Here is a 17,905-nt window from a genome sequence, read left to right as displayed (position 1 = left end):
CAGATAGTGCGAAACAAAAACGGGCGCCGCGAGGCGCCCGTTTTCTTTTGCAGCGATGAGAAGCGGTCGCTTACTTGGCGTTCCACTGACCCAGCGCGGCCAGGCCGTTGTCCTTGGCGCGAGCCAGGACCGTCTTCTGCGCGTCGGCGAAGTTCGCCTTCATGTCCTTGGACCACAGCTTCAGCGCGGCCTGCTGCATGGCGCGGCCGTAGGAGAAGCTCAGCGGCCACGGGTGCGGGCCCATGCGGTTCATCGCATTGAGGTGAGCGGTGGACTGCTCGTCGGTCTGGCCGCCCGAGAGGAACACGATGCCCGGCAGCGTGGCCGGCACAGTGGTCTTGAGCACGCGCACGGTGGCTTCGGCGACTTCTTCCACTTCGGCCTGCTCGTCCGAATCCTTGCCCGGAATGACCATGCTGACTTTCAGGATGGTGCCTTCCAGCATCACGTTCTGCTCGTACAGCGCGTTGAACAGGCTGCGCAGCACGGCTTCGTGCACTTCGTAGCTGACTTCGATGCTGTGGTCGCCGTCCATGATCACTTCCGGCTCGACCATCGGCACCAGGCCGGCTTCCTGGCACAGCGCGGCATAACGGGCCAGCGCGTGGCAGTTCGCTTCGATCGCGGTGGAGGACGGGTTGTCTTCGCTGATGTTGATCACGGCGCGCCACTTGGCGAACTGCGCACCCAGCTTGACGTACTCGGCGAGACGCTCACGCAGGCCATCGAGGCCTTCGGTGATCACGTCGCCCGGGAAGCCGGCCAGCGGCACCGGGCCCTTGTCGACCTTGATGCCCGGGATGATGCCGTTCTTCTTCATCACCTGGGTGAACGGCACGCCGTCCTTGGTCGACTGGCGGATGGTTTCGTCGTACAGGATCGCGCCGGAGATGTGCTCGCTGAGGTTCGGCGCCGTGAGCAGCAGCTCGCGGTAGGCGCGACGGTTCTCTTCGGTGTTGTCGATGCCGACGGCCTCGAAACGCTTCTTGATGGTGTTGGTCGACTCATCGATGGCGATGATGCCCTTGCCGGGCGCAACCATTGCGAGGGCAACGCTTTCGAGATCTTCGATGCTCATGACAACTCCGGATACTTAGGCGGTGTGGGCCGCACAAGGTGATGCCGCCCGGGGGCGGCAAGGTCGTGAAAGGCCGCGATTATAGGTCATAAGGCCGCCGAGGGCCGGATTGGCCCTGAACGGCGCCAGCGCTGGGCCGGCGCGGCCCTCAGGCCTGGTCGAAGTTGGGCAGCTTGCAGGCGTCGATGATGGCCTGCTTCTGCGCGGCATCGGCGGGCAGGTTGAACGGCACGATGTAATAGGTGGTCACCGGCTCATGCGTGCTGTTCTTCAGCGACGGACCATAGCGAAGATTGGTCACCACGCTCTTGGCCACGGCGTCCAGATCGCTCTGCGGAACCACCTTGCGCACGGTGACGTTCTGCGGAACGCCGTCGGTGCCGATCATGAAGCTCACGGCGACGCAGCCGGGCTTGTCCATGTTGCGGCCGCTGTTGGGGATGTCCGCGTCGACCTTGGTGTTGAGCATCAGCCAGTACGCCTGGATGTGCTCAGGGCCGACCATGCGGGCCTGGGATTGCGCGATGGCCGGAGAAACCATGCCGGCAAAAGCCATGGCGGCGGCCGAACAGATCGTTAAAAGCTTCATTTGCATGATCGTCTCCCAAACCGCGGCGTGCGGCACGCGGCTAGTTTAGCCTTCACGAGCCTCGTCGACTGCAATGGCCACCGGCTGCCCAGCCGTTCGCAATTGCTGCAGATACGCCGTCAAGCCACGTGCGCCAAGCGTCAGCGCGAGACCCGCCACCGTGGCCACCACGTACTCCACAAACATGGTCTTTTCGTAAGGGGGCACAGATACCGGCACGCCACCTTCCATCATGTGGTTATAGGCCAGCAGATTCAGGCCATGCGCCAGCATGCCCGCAAGCCCGGTGATGAGCTTGTAGATGCCCGCCACCGAAAACGCGATGTACTGCAATTGTGTCGCGCTGATATCGCTTTCGAACACATCACGGTGGGCGCTACCTGCCGCCCACCAGGCCAGTAGCCCGGGCTTGATCCACAGGACAAAGGCGAGCACGAGACCCAATCCATCCAACACCAGGGCATCGATCGCCACTTGTCCATCGGCGCGAATGACGAATAGCCGTGGCCATTGCTCGATCAGACCTACCGCCATGAGCACGGCGCCTAGCCTGATGGCCATGCAAAGCACGCTGTACAACGTCGTTTTCATGCATCCCCCTGATGGATTGCCTGACGAAATCCTGCCTAGACAGTATCAGGTTGACGGAGAGCCATCGTCCGCCGACCGGGCCCACACCCGGTCGGCGGACGAGGTATCTCAACGATCGCTTAGAGGTCGCGCAGGCACTCCACCACGCCTTCAGCGCCCACCGAGAGCAGCTTGAGGGTGTTGGTGCCGCCGCCCTGGCCGATGTGATCGCCATGGGTCAGCACCACGCGATCGCCCTCGACGAGCTTGCCGGCGAGGAACAGCTGGCGCACCGCGTCGCGCGCCGAACCGGCCGGCGTCTGCGAGATATGCGTGAACTTCACCGCGGTGACGTCGCGGAAGATGGACATGCGGCGGCGCGCATCGTCGAACGGCGACAGCGCATAGATCGGCACCGCGCTGCGATAACGCGAGAGCCACTGCGCCGTGGCGCCCGACTCGGTCAACGCGACGATGGCGCGTACGCCGAGCTGGCTGGCCAGCACCATCGCTGCGAGCGCAATGGCCTGGTCGGTACGATCGAGCAGATGACCCTGCGTGGCGGGATCTTCCTTCGGCTCGAACTGGCGTTCGGCGCCCAGGCAGATGCGGCGCAGCGCGGCCACGGCCTTGTCCGGATGCGCGCCGGCGGCGGATTCTTCCGACAACATCACCGCATCGGTACCGTCGATGACGGCGTTGGCCACGTCCATCACTTCGGCGCGGGTCGGGATGGGCGAGCGCACCATCGACTGCAGCATCTGCGTGGCGGTGATCACAGCGCGATTGCGCTGCACCGACTCGCGGATGATCTTCTTCTGCAGGCCCGGCAGCTCGGCATCGCCGATTTCCACACCCAGGTCGCCACGCGCCACCATCACCACATCGGAGGCGTCGATGATTTCGCCGAGCACCGGAATGGCGTCGGCGCGTTCGATCTTGGCCACCAGCGAGGCCTTGCCACCGGCTTCTTCGAGCAGGCGACGTGCCTCGTGCATGTCGTCGGCGGAGCGCACGAAGGACACGGCGAGGAAGTCGCAGCCGATTTCGGCGGCGAGCTTGATGTCTGACTTGTCCTTCTCCGACAGTGCGGTCACGGACAGGCCACCGCCCTGGCGATTGAGGCCCTTGCGATCGGACAACTTGCCGCCGATCAGCACACGGCAGCGGATTTCCTGGCCGACCACCGCCTCGACGGTGAGCGCGACGAGACCGTCGTCGAGCAGCAGCACGTCGCCGGCGGAGACGTCCTTGGGCAGGTCGTAATAGCTGACGCCGACGCGCGTGGTATCGCCCAGCGGCGCGCCCGGGCTGCAATCGAGCACGAAACTGTCGCCCACTTTGAGTTCGATCGGGCCGTTGGCGAAACGCTCGACGCGAATCTTCGGACCTTGCAGGTCGGCGAGCACGCCTACCTCGCGACCCAGCTTGGTCGCCGCATCACGCACGGCCACCGCGCGGGCGCGGTGATCGTCCGGCTGGCCATGGGAGAGGTTCAGGCGAACCACATCCACGCCTTCGGCGATGATTTTTTCGAGCATGCCAGGCGCATCGGTAGCAGGACCGAGGGTGGCAACAATTTTTGTGCGGCGCAGCGGATTTTCAGTAGTCATACATCGAGACTAGCAAAATCACGCGGATCTTCCAGAGGGTTGGCGCAGGCTTTTTTGTCCTGTTTTCCTTTGCCCAAGTGGACTGCTTGTGGCATGCGTACCACAGGCCTGCACTGGTATTGCGCATTGACAGTGAGAATGGGGTCAAGACAAATAACTGGTCTGCTCGATGGACGCAGAGACGTCCAAACACTGGTGTCATGGCGAGCCGTCTTCAATTCCACTCTGCCGATCTTCAATGGCCGCAGAGGCATCGGGCAGCAGCCGCCTTTGCGGCGCCCTCCTAGGCGGCGCCATTTCATTTTGCGCCGCACCAAACATGCTAGAAAAATGATCAGCCACGGATGACACCCCTGCACGTCGCATGGACTTGCGACAGCCCATCGGCCATGCGCTAGCATCGCCGGGCGGATGGAGGGATCCGCGAAAGGGACTTAAGGGGAACGCTCATGCCACGTTTCATCCGCACGGCCTTGTTGGCCGCCATGGTTGCTGCCTGCGTGGCGCCCGTCTCGGCGTCGTCCACTGAGGGCGCCGCCAACACCCCGCCGTCGGTGAGCGATTTCATCCGCCCCGCCGAGTTCAGCGAGGTGCAACTCGCACCCGACGGCAAGCACATCGCGGCGCTGGTGCCGCGACCGGACACCCCGTACGAAAACATGCTGGCCGTCATCGATACGGCCACCAGCAAACCGGTGGCGACCATCCGCTCCGGCAGCCGCACCATGATCCGGCGCTACCGTTGGGTCAACGACCACCGCCTGGTCATGGCGCTGGCCGTGCGCACCAGCAGCCTGGAAAAGCCCGGATACACCGGCGAGCTGATCGCCTTCGATGCCGATGGCAGCCACGGTGTTTACCTGTTCGGCGCGCGCGGCGGCACGTATGCCGACAGCAATCACATGCTGCATGGCGGCCAGCGTCGCGAGGCCTATGCGAGGTTGATCGATACAACCCCGCTGCAGGATGGCCGCTACCTGCTAGTGCAGACCCAACCGTTTACCGATGACCCGGCCGGCAGCGTGCCCTCGATCGAGCGCCTGGATACAGTCAGCGGCGACAGCAAGCGCGTGATCGGCGGCCCGGCGCCGGATACGGACATCATCGTGGATCACCAGGGTGAGCCGCGCGCCGCACTCGGCGGTACTTATCATCGGCCCAAGTTGTGGCTGCGCGAGGCCGGCAAGGACTGGAGCTTATTCAACGACTCGGGCAAGACCGGGGTCTCGATCGTGCCGCTCAGTTTTCAGCGCGATGACCACCGGCTCTACGTGCTGGTGTCGCATGAGGAAGGCCCCAGTTCGGTCGAGCTGCTCGATCTGCAGACCGGCCAGCGTAGCCCGGTCTACCGCGGCGTCTTTGGCGATCCCGGCGCCGGCCTCGCCACGGCGGACGGCAAGGACGTCTATGGCATCGTCACCAATGATGGCGCGCGCGGCATGCACTACCTCGACCCCGCCAGTCATGAAGCACAAATCAGCGTAGCGGTGGGCAAGAGTTTCCCTGGTCAGTTGGTCGAGCTCACCTCGTTTACCGACGATGGCGGGCTTGCCATCGTCAAAGTCAGCGGCGATCGCGATCCAGGCGATTACTACTTGTTCGATCTGGACAAGCAGCAGGCCCGCTACCTCTTCAGCGAACGTCGCTGGCTTTCGCCCAAGCAGATGCACGCGATGACGCCAGTCGAACTGGCGGCGCGCGACGGCGTGACCTTGCACGGCTTTCTCACCGAGCCATCGGGCCGCGGCCCCTTCCCCTTGGTCGTGGTTCCACATGGCGGCCCGCATGGTGTCGCCGATCGCTGGGACTTCGATGAGGAGACGCAGCTATTGGCATCACGTGGTTATGCCGTGCTGCAAGTGAACTACCGCGGCTCAGGCGGTTTCGGCTCGCATTTTGAGGCGCTCGGCTATCGCCAGTGGGGAGCCTCGATGCAAGACGACCTGACCGACGCCACCCGCTGGGCCATCCATGAAGGCCATGCCGATGCCCAGCGCATCTGCATCTATGGCACCAGCTATGGTGGCTATGCCGCTCTAGAGGGTGCGGTACGCGAGCCCGACCTGTATCGATGCGCCATTGGCTATGCCGGTATCTACGACCTGCGCATCCAGCTGGACAAGAGCGACACCAAGCGCTCCGACGCGGGCGTCGACTACCTGAAGATCGTGCTCGGAGACGATCGCGCCGAGCTGTTGCGCCGCTCGCCCTTGGCCGGCGTAGACCGCATCAAGGCCAATCTTTTACTGATCCATGGCGGTCTCGATGCGCGCGCCCCGTACGCCAACTTCAACGTCTTCACCTCGGCATTGGACAAGCAGGGAAAGCACTACGAATCGCTGACCGAGGCGCAGGAGGGGCATGGCTTCTTCCTGCAGGAACATCGCCTGGCGATGTACAACAAACTGCTGGACTTTCTCGACCGCAACATCGGTCCGGGCAGCAACGGCGCGACAACGAGTGCCGCGCCGTAACGTTCGCCCACTCAGCCCTTGGCAAGCGTCAGGTTGAGCACCTCGGCAAGGCGACGGCCCGCTTCGCGCAGGCGCAGCTCGGCGATCGGCAGCTCCTTCTCCACATAGGCCTGATCGATCTTGTGGCCATCGGGATAGATGTCGCGCGAGATTGTGCACGACTCTTCGGCCCACTGCGCGTACGCGTTGTCGAACGGCGCGATCGGCTTGGGCAGGGTGACGGTGCCTTCGGCCTCCAGCTTGTCAGCGTAGGCCTTGTAGTCCAGGCCGCGGGTCTTGAGCAGGCCCGAGTCCCACACGCTATGCAGGTTGGTGCCCTTGTCCTGGAACTGCACCTGGTAGGCGTTGCCGCCCTTGTCGTCGCGCGAACCACCGTGCAGCGGCTGATGCTCGTCGCCGATGAAGTGCACCACGAACTTCAGCGCCTCCAGTCGCGTTGCATCCGACTGGCTCTTGTCGCCAAGGATCTTCACGTAATGGTCGATGCCCTCGACCACGCACTGTCCATCCTTGCAGTCGCGCGGCGGCGTGTAATTGCAGTCGCCGGCGGTGAAGTCGACGTAGTGCAGTGCGCGCGTCTGCTTCCACAACGCGTCCTTGGTCGGGTCGTTGCGGATTTCATCCGGCCAGCTGGCGATGTCGGCCAGCGCCTTGGTGTGCTCGGGCGCCAGCAGGCGCTCCACTGCCGCTTCCGCCGCCGGGCTCAGGTGACGCTGGGCCAGATCGGCCACCACGCTATGGCCTAGCTGGCCCCAGGCATGGACAGCGGGCGTCAGGGCGAGGCAGATGAAAGCGGCAGCGGCAGTTCGGCGCAGGAATGGCATGGTGCAGTGGATCTTGTCAGGGGAAAAGCGAAGTCTGCCACAGCCTCGTGACAGCTCCGCGCCAACCTCGGTCAGACGGTCTCCGGCAGCGGGAGCAGCTTCCCTTCCCCGTCGTGCACGCTCACATCCACCTTGATGCCCTGGCGCACGCTCTGCGTGGCGATGCAGAAATCCTCGAACTGCGCCAGCGCGCGATCGAGATGCGCGAGCACTTCCGCCTTGTCGGCCAGCTGCAGGTCCACGCCGATGTGGGTGACGCGCAGCCGGCCGTGCTCGTTGCGGGTCATGGTGAGCTTGGCCTTGGCGCCGATCTTGCCGGGTGAGTTCTTGTACTTGCGCAGCGCGAACAACAGGCTGGCCGCCAGGCAGTTGGCCACGGCGGTGGCAATCAGGTGCGTGGGGTTGGGCCCCGCATCGCCACCCAGCGGCGAGGTTTCGTCGGTGATGAGGTCGGGAATCGCCGTGCCGTCGAAACGGACGCGGAATTCATAGTCCGACACCTGCTCCAGGGTGATCCCAAAGCTCTGTTCTGCCTCGCTCATACCACTCTCCTGCTCGGGCCGCTGCCCGAAAGTAGCCGATTCAAGCGCTTCTGGGCTCCCCTGAACAGCCCCTTCCGGGGGAAACCGCGGCCCGGATGGGACCGCCCGGCCGGTTCAGGCTAAAATGACGGTTTTACGGCGGTCCCACAGCCGCTACTTTCGCCATCCCATCGGAGGACGCTGTCCCATGGCAATCAAGGTCGCCATCAATGGTTACGGTCGCATTGGCCGCAACATCCTGCGCGCGCTGTACGAAGCGGGTCGCACCAACGAGATCCAGATCGTTGCAATCAATGACCTCGGCGACGCCGAGACCAATGCGCACCTGACCCAGTACGACACCGCCCACGGCAAGTTCCCGGGCACCGCGACGGTGGACGGCGGCGATCTGATCGTCAACGGCGACCGCATCAAGGTCTGCGCCGAGCGTGACCCGTCCAAGCTGCCGTGGGGCGCCCTGGGCGTCGACGTGGTGCTGGAATGCACCGGCCTGTTCACCTCCAAGGCCAAGGCCAGCGCGCATCTCGCCGCCGGCGCCAAGAAGGTGATCATCTCCGCCCCGGGCGACAAGGACGTGGACGGCACCTTCGTCATCGGCGTCAACGACGACAAGCTCACCTCCAAGCTGGAAGTGATCTCCAACGCTTCGTGCACCACCAACTGCCTCGCTCCGCTGGCCAAGGTGCTGCACGAGAAGATCGGCATCCAGCGCGGCCTGATGACGACCATCCACGCCTACACCAACGACCAGGTGCTGACGGACGTCTATCACTCGGACCTGCGCCGCGCCCGTTCGGCCACGCACTCGCAGATCCCCGCCAAGACCGGCGCCGCCGCCGCGGTAGGCCTGGTGCTGCCGGAGCTCAACGGCAAGCTCGACGGTTTCGCCATCCGCGTGCCGACCATCAACGTGTCGGTGGTCGACCTGGTGTTTGACGCGGCGCGTCCGACCACCAAGGAAGAGATCGACCAGGTGATCAACGAAGCCGCCAATGGCCCGCTGAAGGGCATCCTGGCCGTCAACACCAAGCCGCTGGTGTCGATCGACTTCAACCACAACCCGGCTTCGTCCACCTATGACGCCACGCAGACGCGCGTCATGGAAGGCACGCTGGTCAAGGTGCTGTCGTGGTACGACAACGAGTGGGGCTTCTCCAACCGCATGCTCGACATGACGGTGGCGATGATGGCTGCCAAGTAAGCCAAGCGCATCGCTGTGAATGCAAAAGCCGGGCATTGCCCGGCTTTTGTTTTTCTCGCCCTGGCGCGCAACACGCCATCGCACCGCGCCCATGGATGTGGGGCGAAGCGACTCAGCCCAGCGCGGCGAGCGCGGCGTCATAGTTGGGCTCGTGCGCGATCTCGCCCACCAGTTCGCTATGCACGACCTTGTTGTGCTCGTCGAGCACCACCACGGCACGCGCCGCCAGACCCGACAGCGGGCCGGACGCAATCGACACGCCATAATTCTTGAGGAAGTCGTGACCGCGCAGCGTCGACAGCGTCACCACGTTGCTGAGGCCTTCCGCGCCGCAGAAGCGCGCCTGCGCAAACGGCAGGTCGGCGGAGATGCACAGAACGACCGCATTGTTTAGCTGGCTGGCGTCCTGGTTGAAGTGACGCACAGACATGGCGCAGGTCGGCGTGTCGACACTCGGAAAGATGTTCAACACTTTGCGCTTGCCGTCGAAGCTGGCGAGCGTGACGTCGGCAAGGTCCTTGCCGACCAGCGAGAAGGCCGGTGCCGCTTCACCCTTGGACGGGAAATGACCGTCGACCTGGACCGGATTGCCTTTGAGCGTGACGTTGGACATGGGACACCTCGTTGGATGGGGTCCACAAGTAGAACATGCCGACGGCCGTCAGGACGATAGGCCGCCCGGGCCGACGGGTTCAGATCGTGCGCGAGTAGCGTGGCCTAGCGGCACTCTTGCCCAGATAGGCGTCAAAGCACATCGCAATATTCCGCAGCAGCGGCCTGCCGCGCGGCGTCACCTGGATGTCGTCGCCATGCCGCGCCACCAGGCCGTCATCGATCAGGGGCTGCAAGCGATCCAGGTCCTGGGCGAAGTGAGCCTCGAAGTGCAGGCCGTGACGTTCGCCGAACTCCCGCATGTCCAGTGTGCCGTGACACATCAGTTCACCGATCAACTGGCGACGCACCATATCGTCGCGGCTCAGCTCGATGCCCTTCTTCACCGGCAGCTGGCCCGCCTCCAACGCCGCGTAGTAACTGAGCAGATCGCGGGCGTTCTGGCTGTAGGTGTCGGCGATGCGGCCGATGGCGCTGACACCCAATCCCACGATGTCGCAATCGCCATGCGTGGAATAACCCTGGAAGTTTCGTTGCAGGGTTCCTTCACGCTGGGCGCGCGCGAGTTCGTCGTCCGTGCGCGCAAAGTGGTCCATGCCGATATACACGTAGCCCGCCGCACCCAGCTTTTCCCAGGCCAGCCCCAGCAGCGCCAGGCGAGTGGCTGCGTCGGGCAGGTCGCCATCGTTGATCCGCTGTTGGGCCTTGAACAAATGCGGGAGGTGCGCATAGCCGTAGATCGCCACGCGATCCGGCGACAGCGCGATCACCTCGTCCAGCGTTCGATCAAAACCATCGAGCGTCTGGCGCGGGAGCCCGTAGATGAGGTCGACGCTCGCCGAGGTGAATCCCCAATCGCGCGCCGCACTCAATACTTCGGCCGTCTGCGCCACGCTCTGCACGCGATTGACTGCCTTCTGCACGGCGGCGTCGAAATCCTGGATGCCCACCGAGATGCGATTGAAGCCTAGTCGGCCGAGCTCGCGGATATAAGTCGCATCGACGTCACGCGGATCGATCTCGATGCCCCACTCGCGTGAGCACGACTGCTGCATATCGAAGTGTCGCTCGAGCATCTCGAACAGGCGTTGCATCTGGGCGATATCGAGAAAGCTCGGCGTGCCTCCACCGAGGTGAAGTTGTCGCACTTCCCGCCCGCGTTCAAACAACGGACCAAGCAGTGCGAGCTCCTTTTCCAGATAGTCCAGATACTGCGTCGCCTTGCGCGCATCGCGGGTGATCACGCGATTGCAGCCGCAGTAGAAGCACGGACTGAAGCAGAACGGCACGTGCACATAGATCGACAGGGGGCCAGCGCGTTCGTTGGAATCGTGCACGGCTCGACGCAATGCGGATTCGCCGAAGCCGTCATGGAACTGCGGTGCCGTGGGATAGCTGGTGTAGCGCGGGCCGGCCACGTCGTAGCGGGCAATGAGCCGGGGATCGAACTCGGGCGCGATGGTAGGTTGACGCATGGGCGACAGTATCGTCGCCGGGTCCCGACCAGCGCCTGATGGGCATCATCGTGGCGCGTCACTTTGCCGCCCGCCGCCGCGCAAGGCGACGGCGGGCCGGTGGACTCAGCGCTAGAGCGGCGCGATGGCCTGTTCGATCGAGCCGAAGATCGACGCGCCCGAGGCATCGGTCACATCGATGCGCAGCGTGTCGCCAAAGCTCAGGAATGGCGTGCTCGGCTTGCCGTCACGCAGGGTCTCCACCGTGCGCTGCTCGGCCAGGCACGAGGCGCCCTTGCCGGTGTCTTCGTTGGCGATGGTACCGGAGCCGACGATGGTGCCTGCCGTGAGCGGACGCGTCTTGGCCGCGTGCGCCACCAGCTGGGCGAAATTGAACTGCATGTCGACGCCGCACTCGGCCTCGCCGAACCACTTGCCGTTGAGCCAGGTGCGCATCGGCAGATGCAGTTTTTCGTCCTGCCAGGCGTCGCCCAGTTCGTCCGGCGTCACCAACACCGGCGACAGCGCGGAGCGCGGCTTGGATTGCAGAAAACCGAAACCCTTGGCGAGCTCGCCGGGAATCAGGCCGCGCAGCGAGACATCGTTGACCAGACCCACCAACTGGATATGCGCCGCGGCCTGCGCAGGCGTCAGCGCCATCGGCACATCGTCCGTGACCACCACCACCTCGGCTTCCAGATCGATGCCGTAGTCCTCGCTCGGCACGACCACCGGATCACGCGGACCCAGGAAGCCGGCACTGGTGGCCTGATACATCAGCGGATCGGTGTAGAACGACTCCGGCACCTCGGCGCCACGTGCGCGCCGCACGCGCTCGACATGCGGCAGATAGGCACTGCCGTCGACGAATTCGTAGGCGCGCGGCAGCGGCGAGGCAAGCGCCTGCATGTCGAGCGCGAAGGCACCAGTTGCGGTGCCTCCATTCAATTCTTCGTACAGCGCGTTCAGGCGCGGCGCGGCACTCGACCAGTCATCCAGCGCAGCCTGCAGCGTCGGCGCGATGCCGGTGGCCTTGACCGCCTGGGTCAGCGCGCGATTGACGACGATCAGCGTGCCGTCCCGACCGCCTTCCTTCAATGAACCCAATTTCATGCTATCGCTCCAACGGGCAGCTCTCAGCTGCACCCTTCCACGTAATCGATTTGTGGCGGCACGCCCACGCGCCACGCCTTTACCTTGCCGTCGGCGCCGATGTCGAAGATCAGCACGGCACCGCTCTCACCATCCACACGAAACACGCTGGCGTCCGGATCGTAATTGTTCGCCCCTTGCTTGACCTTGCCCGCATAGAGCGCCATCACGTCCGCCTTGGCCATGCCGACCTTGCCACCGCCCGGCGCCGTTTCTTTGTCGCCACGCACGTCATAGCGAACGAAACGACCGTGCTCGAGCATGAAGGTGAGTTCGAATGGCGGCTTCGCCCACACCGGAGCGTACATGGCGCAATCGGAGCCCACTTGCGCCCCGCCCTTCAACTCGCCGCCCCAGGCTTTGCGGAACGACGGCTCGTCCATGCCAAAACGCATGTCGCCAAAGCCCTGCCAACGGGCCTGACTCAGCGCGTCGCGATCACCGGGTGCCGTCGCGGTCGACGCGGGAGCCTGCGCCGGTGCCTCGTCGTGCGACTGGCACGACGCCAGCATCACGCATAGCCACAACAGGCAGAACCGGCGCAACGTCATCGCTTCAAGCTCCGCCGAAATGCTTTTGGATGCCCTGCCAGCATTCGTAGTAATTGCCCTGCAGCTCCGGCGATTCCAGCGCTTGCCTGGTCGGATGAATCACGCGGCGCGTCTCGAACATGAAGGCCATGGTGCCCGTGATGACATCGGCCTGCGACAGATCGCGCGTCGACGCCTTCTCATACGTGGCCGCATCGGGACCGTGACCGCTCATGGAATTGTGCAGCGAGGCGCCGCCCGGCGAAAAGCCTTCGGCCTTGGCGTCGTACTCGCCGGTGATCAAGCCCATGAACTCGCTAGCGATATTGCGATGGAACCAGGGCGGACGGAAGGTGTGCTGCGCCACCAGCCAGCGCGGCGGAAAAATCACGAAGTCCATGTTGCTCACGCCTTCGCTGTCGCTGGCCGAATGCAGCACCAGGAAGATGCTCGGGTCGGGATGATCGAAGCTGATCGAGCCGATGGTGTTGAAGCGGCGCAGGTCGTATTTGTACGGCGCGTAATTGCCGTGCCAGGCCACGACGTCCAGTGGCGAATGATCGATCGCCGCGCTCCACAGCTTGCCCTGGAACTTGGCGACGAGTTCGAACTTGCCTTCGACATCTTCAAACGCCGCCACCGGCGTGAGGAAATCGCGCGGGTTGGCCAGGCCGTTGCTGCCGATCGGGCCCAGATCGGGCAGACGCAGCATCGCGCCGAAGTTTTCGGCGATGTAACCGCGCGCGCTGTCGTCCAGCAGCTCCACGCGAAAACGCACGCCGCGCGGAATCACGGCGATTTCCAGCGGTTCAAGCTCGATGACGCCCATCTCGGTCGCCAGTTTCAGGCGCCCTTGTTGCGGCACGATCAGCAGCTCGCCGTCGGCGTTGTAGAAGTAGCGGCCCTGCATCGACCGATTGGCGGCATAGACGTGGATACCCACGCCGGTCTGGTCCGCCGCACCGCCGTTGCCCGCAACGGTGAACAGGCCATCGAGGAAATCGGTGGGCTTGGTCGGCAGCGGGAACGGGCTCCAGCGCAACTGGTTGGGGTTAGCCGGCACCTCGTTGAAGCGGTTGTGAAAGCGGCCGTCGGGCATCGCCTCGAACGGATGGTGCATGGCCGCGGGGCGGATGCGATACAACCAGCTGCGGCGATTGCTGTGGCGCGGGGCCGTGAAGGCCGTGCCGGAAAGCTGTTCCGCGTACAGGCCATGGGGCGCGCTCTGCGGCGAGTTCTGCCCGTCGGGCAGCGCGCCGGGCAAGGCCTCGGTGGCGAATTCGTTGGCGAACCCTGTTTGGTACTGCTGGTGGCTGGCTGACATGAAAGCTCCGCAATCTGCCGAGGCGAGAGGTCACAACGCGACCCACGCGATCCTATTACTCTTGGCTTACGACTGTTGGCACCGCCTCGCGCAAGGGAAGAGGCGACGTTCATTCACTGCAATGACACTCAAGGAAACCGCATGTCCGACTCGTACTCCTCGCTGGGCCAAGCTACCGGGAATCCCTCGATCCAGGACCTCAGCCAACCGCTTGCTTCAGGCAAGGGATGGATGAAGTTCGTCGGCATCGTCTTCATCATCCAGGGCGCCCTCACCGCCATAACCCTGGTCGGCATCATCATCGCCTGGCTGCCGATCTGGATCGGCGTGCTGGTGATGCAGTCGGCCGGGGCGATCGAGCGTGCCCAGCTCAGCGGCGATGCCGTCGCCCTGAAAGAAGCACTTGCCAAGCTGCGTACTTACTTCGTGATCCAGGGCGTGCTGATTCTGGTCGGCATCATCCTGTGGGTGCTTGCGATGTTCTTTTACGGCGCCGTGTTCCTCACCATGCTGCACGGCGGCGGCTCCTGGCGCTGAACCGGCGGCACCAAGGCCGCCCTCCATGGGCGGCCTTGTGGCCAAGTCTTACAGGAAGCCGCGCTTCATCTGGTCGCGTTCGATCGACTCGAACAGCGCCTGGAAGTTGCCTTCGCCAAAGCCCTCGTTGCCCTTGCGCTGGATGATCTCAAAGAAGATCGGGCCGATGTTGTTCTGCGTGAAGATCTGCAGCAGCTTGCGCTGCTTGGTCTCCACGTCGGCATCGATCAGGATCTTGTTCTTGGCCAGGCGCGGCACGTCCTCGCCGTGGTTGGGGATGCGCATGTCGATCACGTCGAAATACGTATCCGGCGTGTCGAGGAATTCCACGCCCGTCGCGCGCATCGCTTCCACCGTCTCGTAGATATTGTCGGTGAACAGGGCGATGTGCTGGATGCCCTCGCCGTGGTACGCGTCGAGGTATTCGTTGATCTGCGACTTCGGATCGCTCGACTCGTTGAGCGGAATGCGCACGATGCCGTCCGGCGCGGTCATGGCCTTGGACACGAGACCCGTCTTGGCGCCCTTGATGTCGAAGTAGCGGATCTCGCGGAAGTTGAACAGGCGCTCGTAGTAATCGGACCACTTCTGCATGTTGCCGAAGTAGAGGTTGTGCGTCAGGTGATCGATGAAGGTGAGGCCAAAACCCTTCGGGTGCTGCTCGGCGCCGGCGATCGGCTCGTAGTCGCCGTCGTAGATGCTGCCCTTGTCGCCGTAACGGTCGATCAGATACAGCATGCAATCGCCGATGCCCTTCACGGCGGGCGCGTTCACGGCCTTGGTGGCTTCGGCCTTCTGGTTGACCGCTTCGCCGCCGTTGCCGAGCACCACGCCGAGCACGTCCTTGGACGGCTTCTGGAAGCGGATGGCGAAACCGGCCGCGCATGGACCATGGGCCTGGGCGAATTCGGCGGCGTAGGATTCGGGGTCTTCGTTGACCAGCAGGTTCACGCCGCCCTGGCGGTAGACCGTGATCGGGCGCGACTTGTGCTTGAGCACGGCGCTGAAACCCATCTTCTTGAACAAGGTGTGCAGCTCGTGGCCGCGACCGGCTGGCGCGGCGAATTCGACGAATTCAAACCCATCGATACCCATGGGGTTTTCGAAGGTGGTGACCTGCATGCCAAGATTGGGCTGCGCGCTCATGGGGCTCTCCGGGTGGATGGCTGCTCAATGGCCTACGTCCAAGCGTGCGACCATTCTCATAAGCCCTACGTTATAGTTACATATGAAACCATTTGCAAGGAGCGCCGCAGCAGTGCCCGACGAACATCACCCCGACCACGCACCGCTGGAGCTGGAACATTTCCTGCCCTACCGGCTCTCCATCCTGTCCAACGCGGTCAGCCAGGCCATTGCCGACGACTATCAGCGCCGCTTCGACCTGAGCATGACGGAGTGGCGCGTGATGGCGGTGCTGGCACGTTTCGACGGCCTGTCCGCGCGGGAGGTGGCCGAGCGCACCCTGATGGACAAGGTGGCCGTGAGCCGCGCCCTGTCCAAGCTGGTGGAAACCGGCTGGGTCACCCGCGCCATCCACGACGGCGACAAGCGCCGCTCCGTGCTGGGCCTGAGCGAGGCCGGCTGGGCCATTCACGAAGTCGTAGCGCCGATGGCCCGCGAACATGAGCGCAACCTGCTGTCCAAGCTGGACGACGAGGAGCGCAGCTGGCTGGTGCGCATCCTGGACAAGCTGCAGGCGATCGAGCCGAAGTGACCGCTCAGGGGCGAGTGAAAGGGCGCACGCTGCTCCTTCGCCCCTACTTCACCCCGTGCATCAACCGATTGATCAACGGCGCGATCACGAACAGCAGCACGCCGGCACCCGCCAGCAGATAGAAGCTGAAGGTGAAGCCGCTGAGCGCCGAGGCCACGGTCATGCCGCTCTCGCCGCTGATATGGCCGGCGAACAAGCCGGACAAGTTGTTGCCGATCGCGGTGGAAAGGAACCAGCCACCCATCGCCAAGCCCACCAGCCGCGTTGGGGCGAGTTTCGTGGTCATCGACAAGCCGATTGGCGACAGGCATAGCTCGCCCGCCGTCTGCAGCACATAGCAAAGCGCCAGCGGCCAGAACGGAATCATGCCGTCGCTGCTGACCAGCTCATCCAGCGCATACATCAGCACCACGAAGCCCAGCGCATTGCCGAGCAGACCCAGGCCGAATTTGCGCGGAATCGAGGGCTCGATGCGCCGCTTGTCCAGAAAGCCCCAGGCCACCGACACGATCGGCGCCAGCACCACGATGGCCACCGGATTGACCGACTGGAACCAGCCCACCGGGAACTCCCAGCCGCCGAACATCTGGCGATCCACGATGTTCTGCGCAAGGAAATTGAACGAGCTGCCGGCCTGCTCGAAGAACATCCAGAACAGCACGTTGAAGGCAAAGATGATCAGCATGGCGATCACGCGCTGCACCTGCACGTGACCATTGCGCACCGCCTCGATCACCAGCATCACGCCCACGCCGACGAACAGCGCAGTAAGCAGCCACTGCAGCACCACGGCGCCGGCCTTGGCCATCAGCAGGTAGAACACCGGGATCGCCACCAGCATGCCCAGCGACACGTAGACCACGCGCATGCGGTTGGCCTGGTCGGGTGCGGGACGGCCCACGCCCTTCAATTGGCGGCGACCGATCCAGAACCACAGCAGGCTGATCAGCATGCCCACGCCGGAGGCACCGAACACCAGCTTGTAGTTCTGCTGCATCGGGGTCTCGGTGAAGTGGCTGGCCAGCCAGCCGGTGAGCAGCGGCGCGATCAGCGCACCCCCGTTGATGCCCATGTAGAACAGCGTGAAACCGCGGTCGCGGCGCGAATCGCCCTGCGCGTAGAGCTGCCCCACCATCGAGGAAATGTTCGGCTTGAACAGGCCATTGCCGACGATGATCGTGGCCAGACCCACCAGGAAGATCTGCTCATTGGGCAACATGATCATGAACAGACCCACCGCCATCACGCTGGCGCCCAGCAGGATGGAGCGCTGGTAGCCGATGATCTTGTCCGCCACGTAGCCGCCGAACACGGCGGTGGCATACACCAGCGCCAGATAGGCGCCGTAGGTGCGGCTGGCGAAGGCCTGGCCGGAAGCATCGCCGTTGAAGAACGCCGCCACGATGTACAGCGTGAGCGCCCAGCGGATGCCATAGAACGCAAAGCGCTCCCAGAACTCCGTCATGAACAGCATCCACAGCGGGCGTGGGTGACCGAGGGTCTGCGGGTAGTCAGGCACCGTCGAGGCGCTGGTTGTGTTCGTACTCATGTGCTGCCGTCATCCGTCGTAATTTCTTGCGCAACGACTTCTAACCGGGACACGTAACGCCCGTCAAATGCACTGCACCAAAAAGCGAGGAGTGAGTTGAGAGGAGTGAGAAGTGAGAGAAAGCCGCAGACCAAGCTCT

Annotated in this window: 17 protein-coding genes; 4 read left to right on the top strand and 13 right to left on the bottom strand. The window is 63.8% G+C overall.

The window, feature by feature from the left end; genetic code table 11:
• Nucleotides 1-70 precede the first annotated feature (70 nt).
• From AB4Y82_RS06045 to pyk, 4 genes are all read right to left on the bottom strand, one after another.
• Entirely contained in the window at nt 71-1,078 is a 1,008-nt protein-coding gene (locus tag AB4Y82_RS06045; protein ID WP_441604684.1) for a class I fructose-bisphosphate aldolase, read from the bottom strand.
• A gap of 148 nt (nt 1,079-1,226) precedes the next feature.
• Entirely contained in the window at nt 1,227-1,667 is a 441-nt protein-coding gene (locus AB4Y82_RS06040; protein ID WP_441604685.1) for an energy transducer TonB, read from the bottom strand.
• 45 nt (nt 1,668-1,712) lie between these two features.
• Nucleotides 1,713-2,258 (bottom strand): hypothetical protein, encoded by a 546-nt coding sequence (locus AB4Y82_RS06035; protein WP_441604686.1) that lies wholly within the window; start codon nt 2,256-2,258, stop codon nt 1,713-1,715.
• Between the two features lie 119 nt (nt 2,259-2,377).
• On the bottom strand, nt 2,378-3,850 hold the full coding sequence (gene pyk, locus AB4Y82_RS06030) for a pyruvate kinase (protein ID WP_441604687.1): 1,473 nt from the start codon (nt 3,848-3,850) through the stop codon (nt 2,378-2,380).
• 449 nt (nt 3,851-4,299) lie between these two features.
• Between pyk and AB4Y82_RS06025 the strand changes: the two genes are divergently transcribed.
• Nucleotides 4,300-6,324: an alpha/beta hydrolase family protein gene (locus tag AB4Y82_RS06025; protein WP_441604688.1), complete on the top strand. Its 2,025-nt coding sequence runs from the start codon at nt 4,300-4,302 to the stop codon at nt 6,322-6,324.
• A gap of 11 nt (nt 6,325-6,335) precedes the next feature.
• On the opposite strand, the gene AB4Y82_RS06020 is transcribed toward AB4Y82_RS06025, so the two are convergent.
• Nucleotides 6,336-7,148: a S1/P1 nuclease gene (locus AB4Y82_RS06020; protein WP_441604689.1), complete on the bottom strand. Its 813-nt coding sequence runs from the start codon at nt 7,146-7,148 to the stop codon at nt 6,336-6,338.
• A gap of 71 nt (nt 7,149-7,219) precedes the next feature.
• Nucleotides 7,220-7,690 carry an OsmC family protein gene (locus tag AB4Y82_RS06015; RefSeq protein WP_441604690.1) on the bottom strand — a complete coding sequence of 157 codons (471 nt, stop codon included), beginning with the start codon at nt 7,688-7,690 and terminating at the stop codon, nt 7,220-7,222.
• A 187-nt stretch (nt 7,691-7,877) separates the two neighbouring features.
• Between AB4Y82_RS06015 and gap the strand changes: the two genes are divergently transcribed.
• Nucleotides 7,878-8,891, top strand: coding sequence for a type I glyceraldehyde-3-phosphate dehydrogenase (gap, locus tag AB4Y82_RS06010; protein WP_441604691.1), 1,014 nt, complete (start codon nt 7,878-7,880; stop codon nt 8,889-8,891).
• Nucleotides 8,892-9,003: 112 nt separating this feature from the next.
• On the opposite strand, the gene tpx is transcribed toward gap, so the two are convergent.
• From tpx to hmgA, 5 genes are all read right to left on the bottom strand, one after another.
• Nucleotides 9,004-9,504 carry a thiol peroxidase gene (tpx, locus tag AB4Y82_RS06005; RefSeq protein ID WP_441604692.1) on the bottom strand — a complete coding sequence of 167 codons (501 nt, stop codon included), beginning with the start codon at nt 9,502-9,504 and terminating at the stop codon, nt 9,004-9,006.
• A 79-nt stretch (nt 9,505-9,583) separates the two neighbouring features.
• Nucleotides 9,584-10,978 (bottom strand): oxygen-independent coproporphyrinogen III oxidase, encoded by a 1,395-nt coding sequence (gene hemN, locus AB4Y82_RS06000; RefSeq protein ID WP_441604693.1) that lies wholly within the window; start codon nt 10,976-10,978, stop codon nt 9,584-9,586.
• A 111-nt stretch (nt 10,979-11,089) separates the two neighbouring features.
• Nucleotides 11,090-12,070, bottom strand: coding sequence for a fumarylacetoacetate hydrolase family protein (locus AB4Y82_RS05995; RefSeq protein ID WP_441611160.1), 981 nt, complete (start codon nt 12,068-12,070; stop codon nt 11,090-11,092).
• 23 nt (nt 12,071-12,093) lie between these two features.
• Entirely contained in the window at nt 12,094-12,660 is a 567-nt protein-coding gene (locus tag AB4Y82_RS05990; protein WP_441604695.1) for a lectin, read from the bottom strand.
• 4 nt (nt 12,661-12,664) lie between these two features.
• Nucleotides 12,665-13,963, bottom strand: coding sequence for a homogentisate 1,2-dioxygenase (gene hmgA, locus AB4Y82_RS05985; protein WP_441604696.1), 1,299 nt, complete (start codon nt 13,961-13,963; stop codon nt 12,665-12,667).
• Between the two features lie 141 nt (nt 13,964-14,104).
• On the opposite strand from hmgA, the gene AB4Y82_RS05980 reads away from it, so the two are divergent.
• Entirely contained in the window at nt 14,105-14,500 is a 396-nt protein-coding gene (locus AB4Y82_RS05980; protein WP_441604697.1) for a DUF5362 domain-containing protein, read from the top strand.
• A gap of 48 nt (nt 14,501-14,548) precedes the next feature.
• Here the strand turns inward: AB4Y82_RS05980 and hppD are convergent, their stop codons facing one another.
• Nucleotides 14,549-15,646 (bottom strand): 4-hydroxyphenylpyruvate dioxygenase, encoded by a 1,098-nt coding sequence (gene hppD, locus AB4Y82_RS05975; RefSeq protein ID WP_441604698.1) that lies wholly within the window; start codon nt 15,644-15,646, stop codon nt 14,549-14,551.
• An 82-nt stretch (nt 15,647-15,728) separates the two neighbouring features.
• On the opposite strand from hppD, the gene AB4Y82_RS05970 reads away from it, so the two are divergent.
• Nucleotides 15,729-16,217 (top strand): MarR family winged helix-turn-helix transcriptional regulator, encoded by a 489-nt coding sequence (locus tag AB4Y82_RS05970; protein ID WP_046972790.1) that lies wholly within the window; start codon nt 15,729-15,731, stop codon nt 16,215-16,217.
• 43 nt (nt 16,218-16,260) lie between these two features.
• Here AB4Y82_RS05970 and AB4Y82_RS05965 read toward each other — a convergent pair whose 3' ends face one another.
• Nucleotides 16,261-17,766 carry a peptide MFS transporter gene (locus AB4Y82_RS05965; RefSeq protein WP_441604699.1) on the bottom strand — a complete coding sequence of 502 codons (1,506 nt, stop codon included), beginning with the start codon at nt 17,764-17,766 and terminating at the stop codon, nt 16,261-16,263.
• Nucleotides 17,767-17,905: the final 139 nt, after the last annotated feature.

The sequence above is a fragment of the Dyella sp. 2YAF14 genome (genome assembly GCF_052114725.1).
Lineage (GTDB): Bacteria > Pseudomonadota > Gammaproteobacteria > Xanthomonadales > Rhodanobacteraceae > Dyella.
The sequence above is the reverse complement of the archived record's forward strand: the minus strand, read 5'-3'. Positions and strand labels throughout refer to the sequence as shown.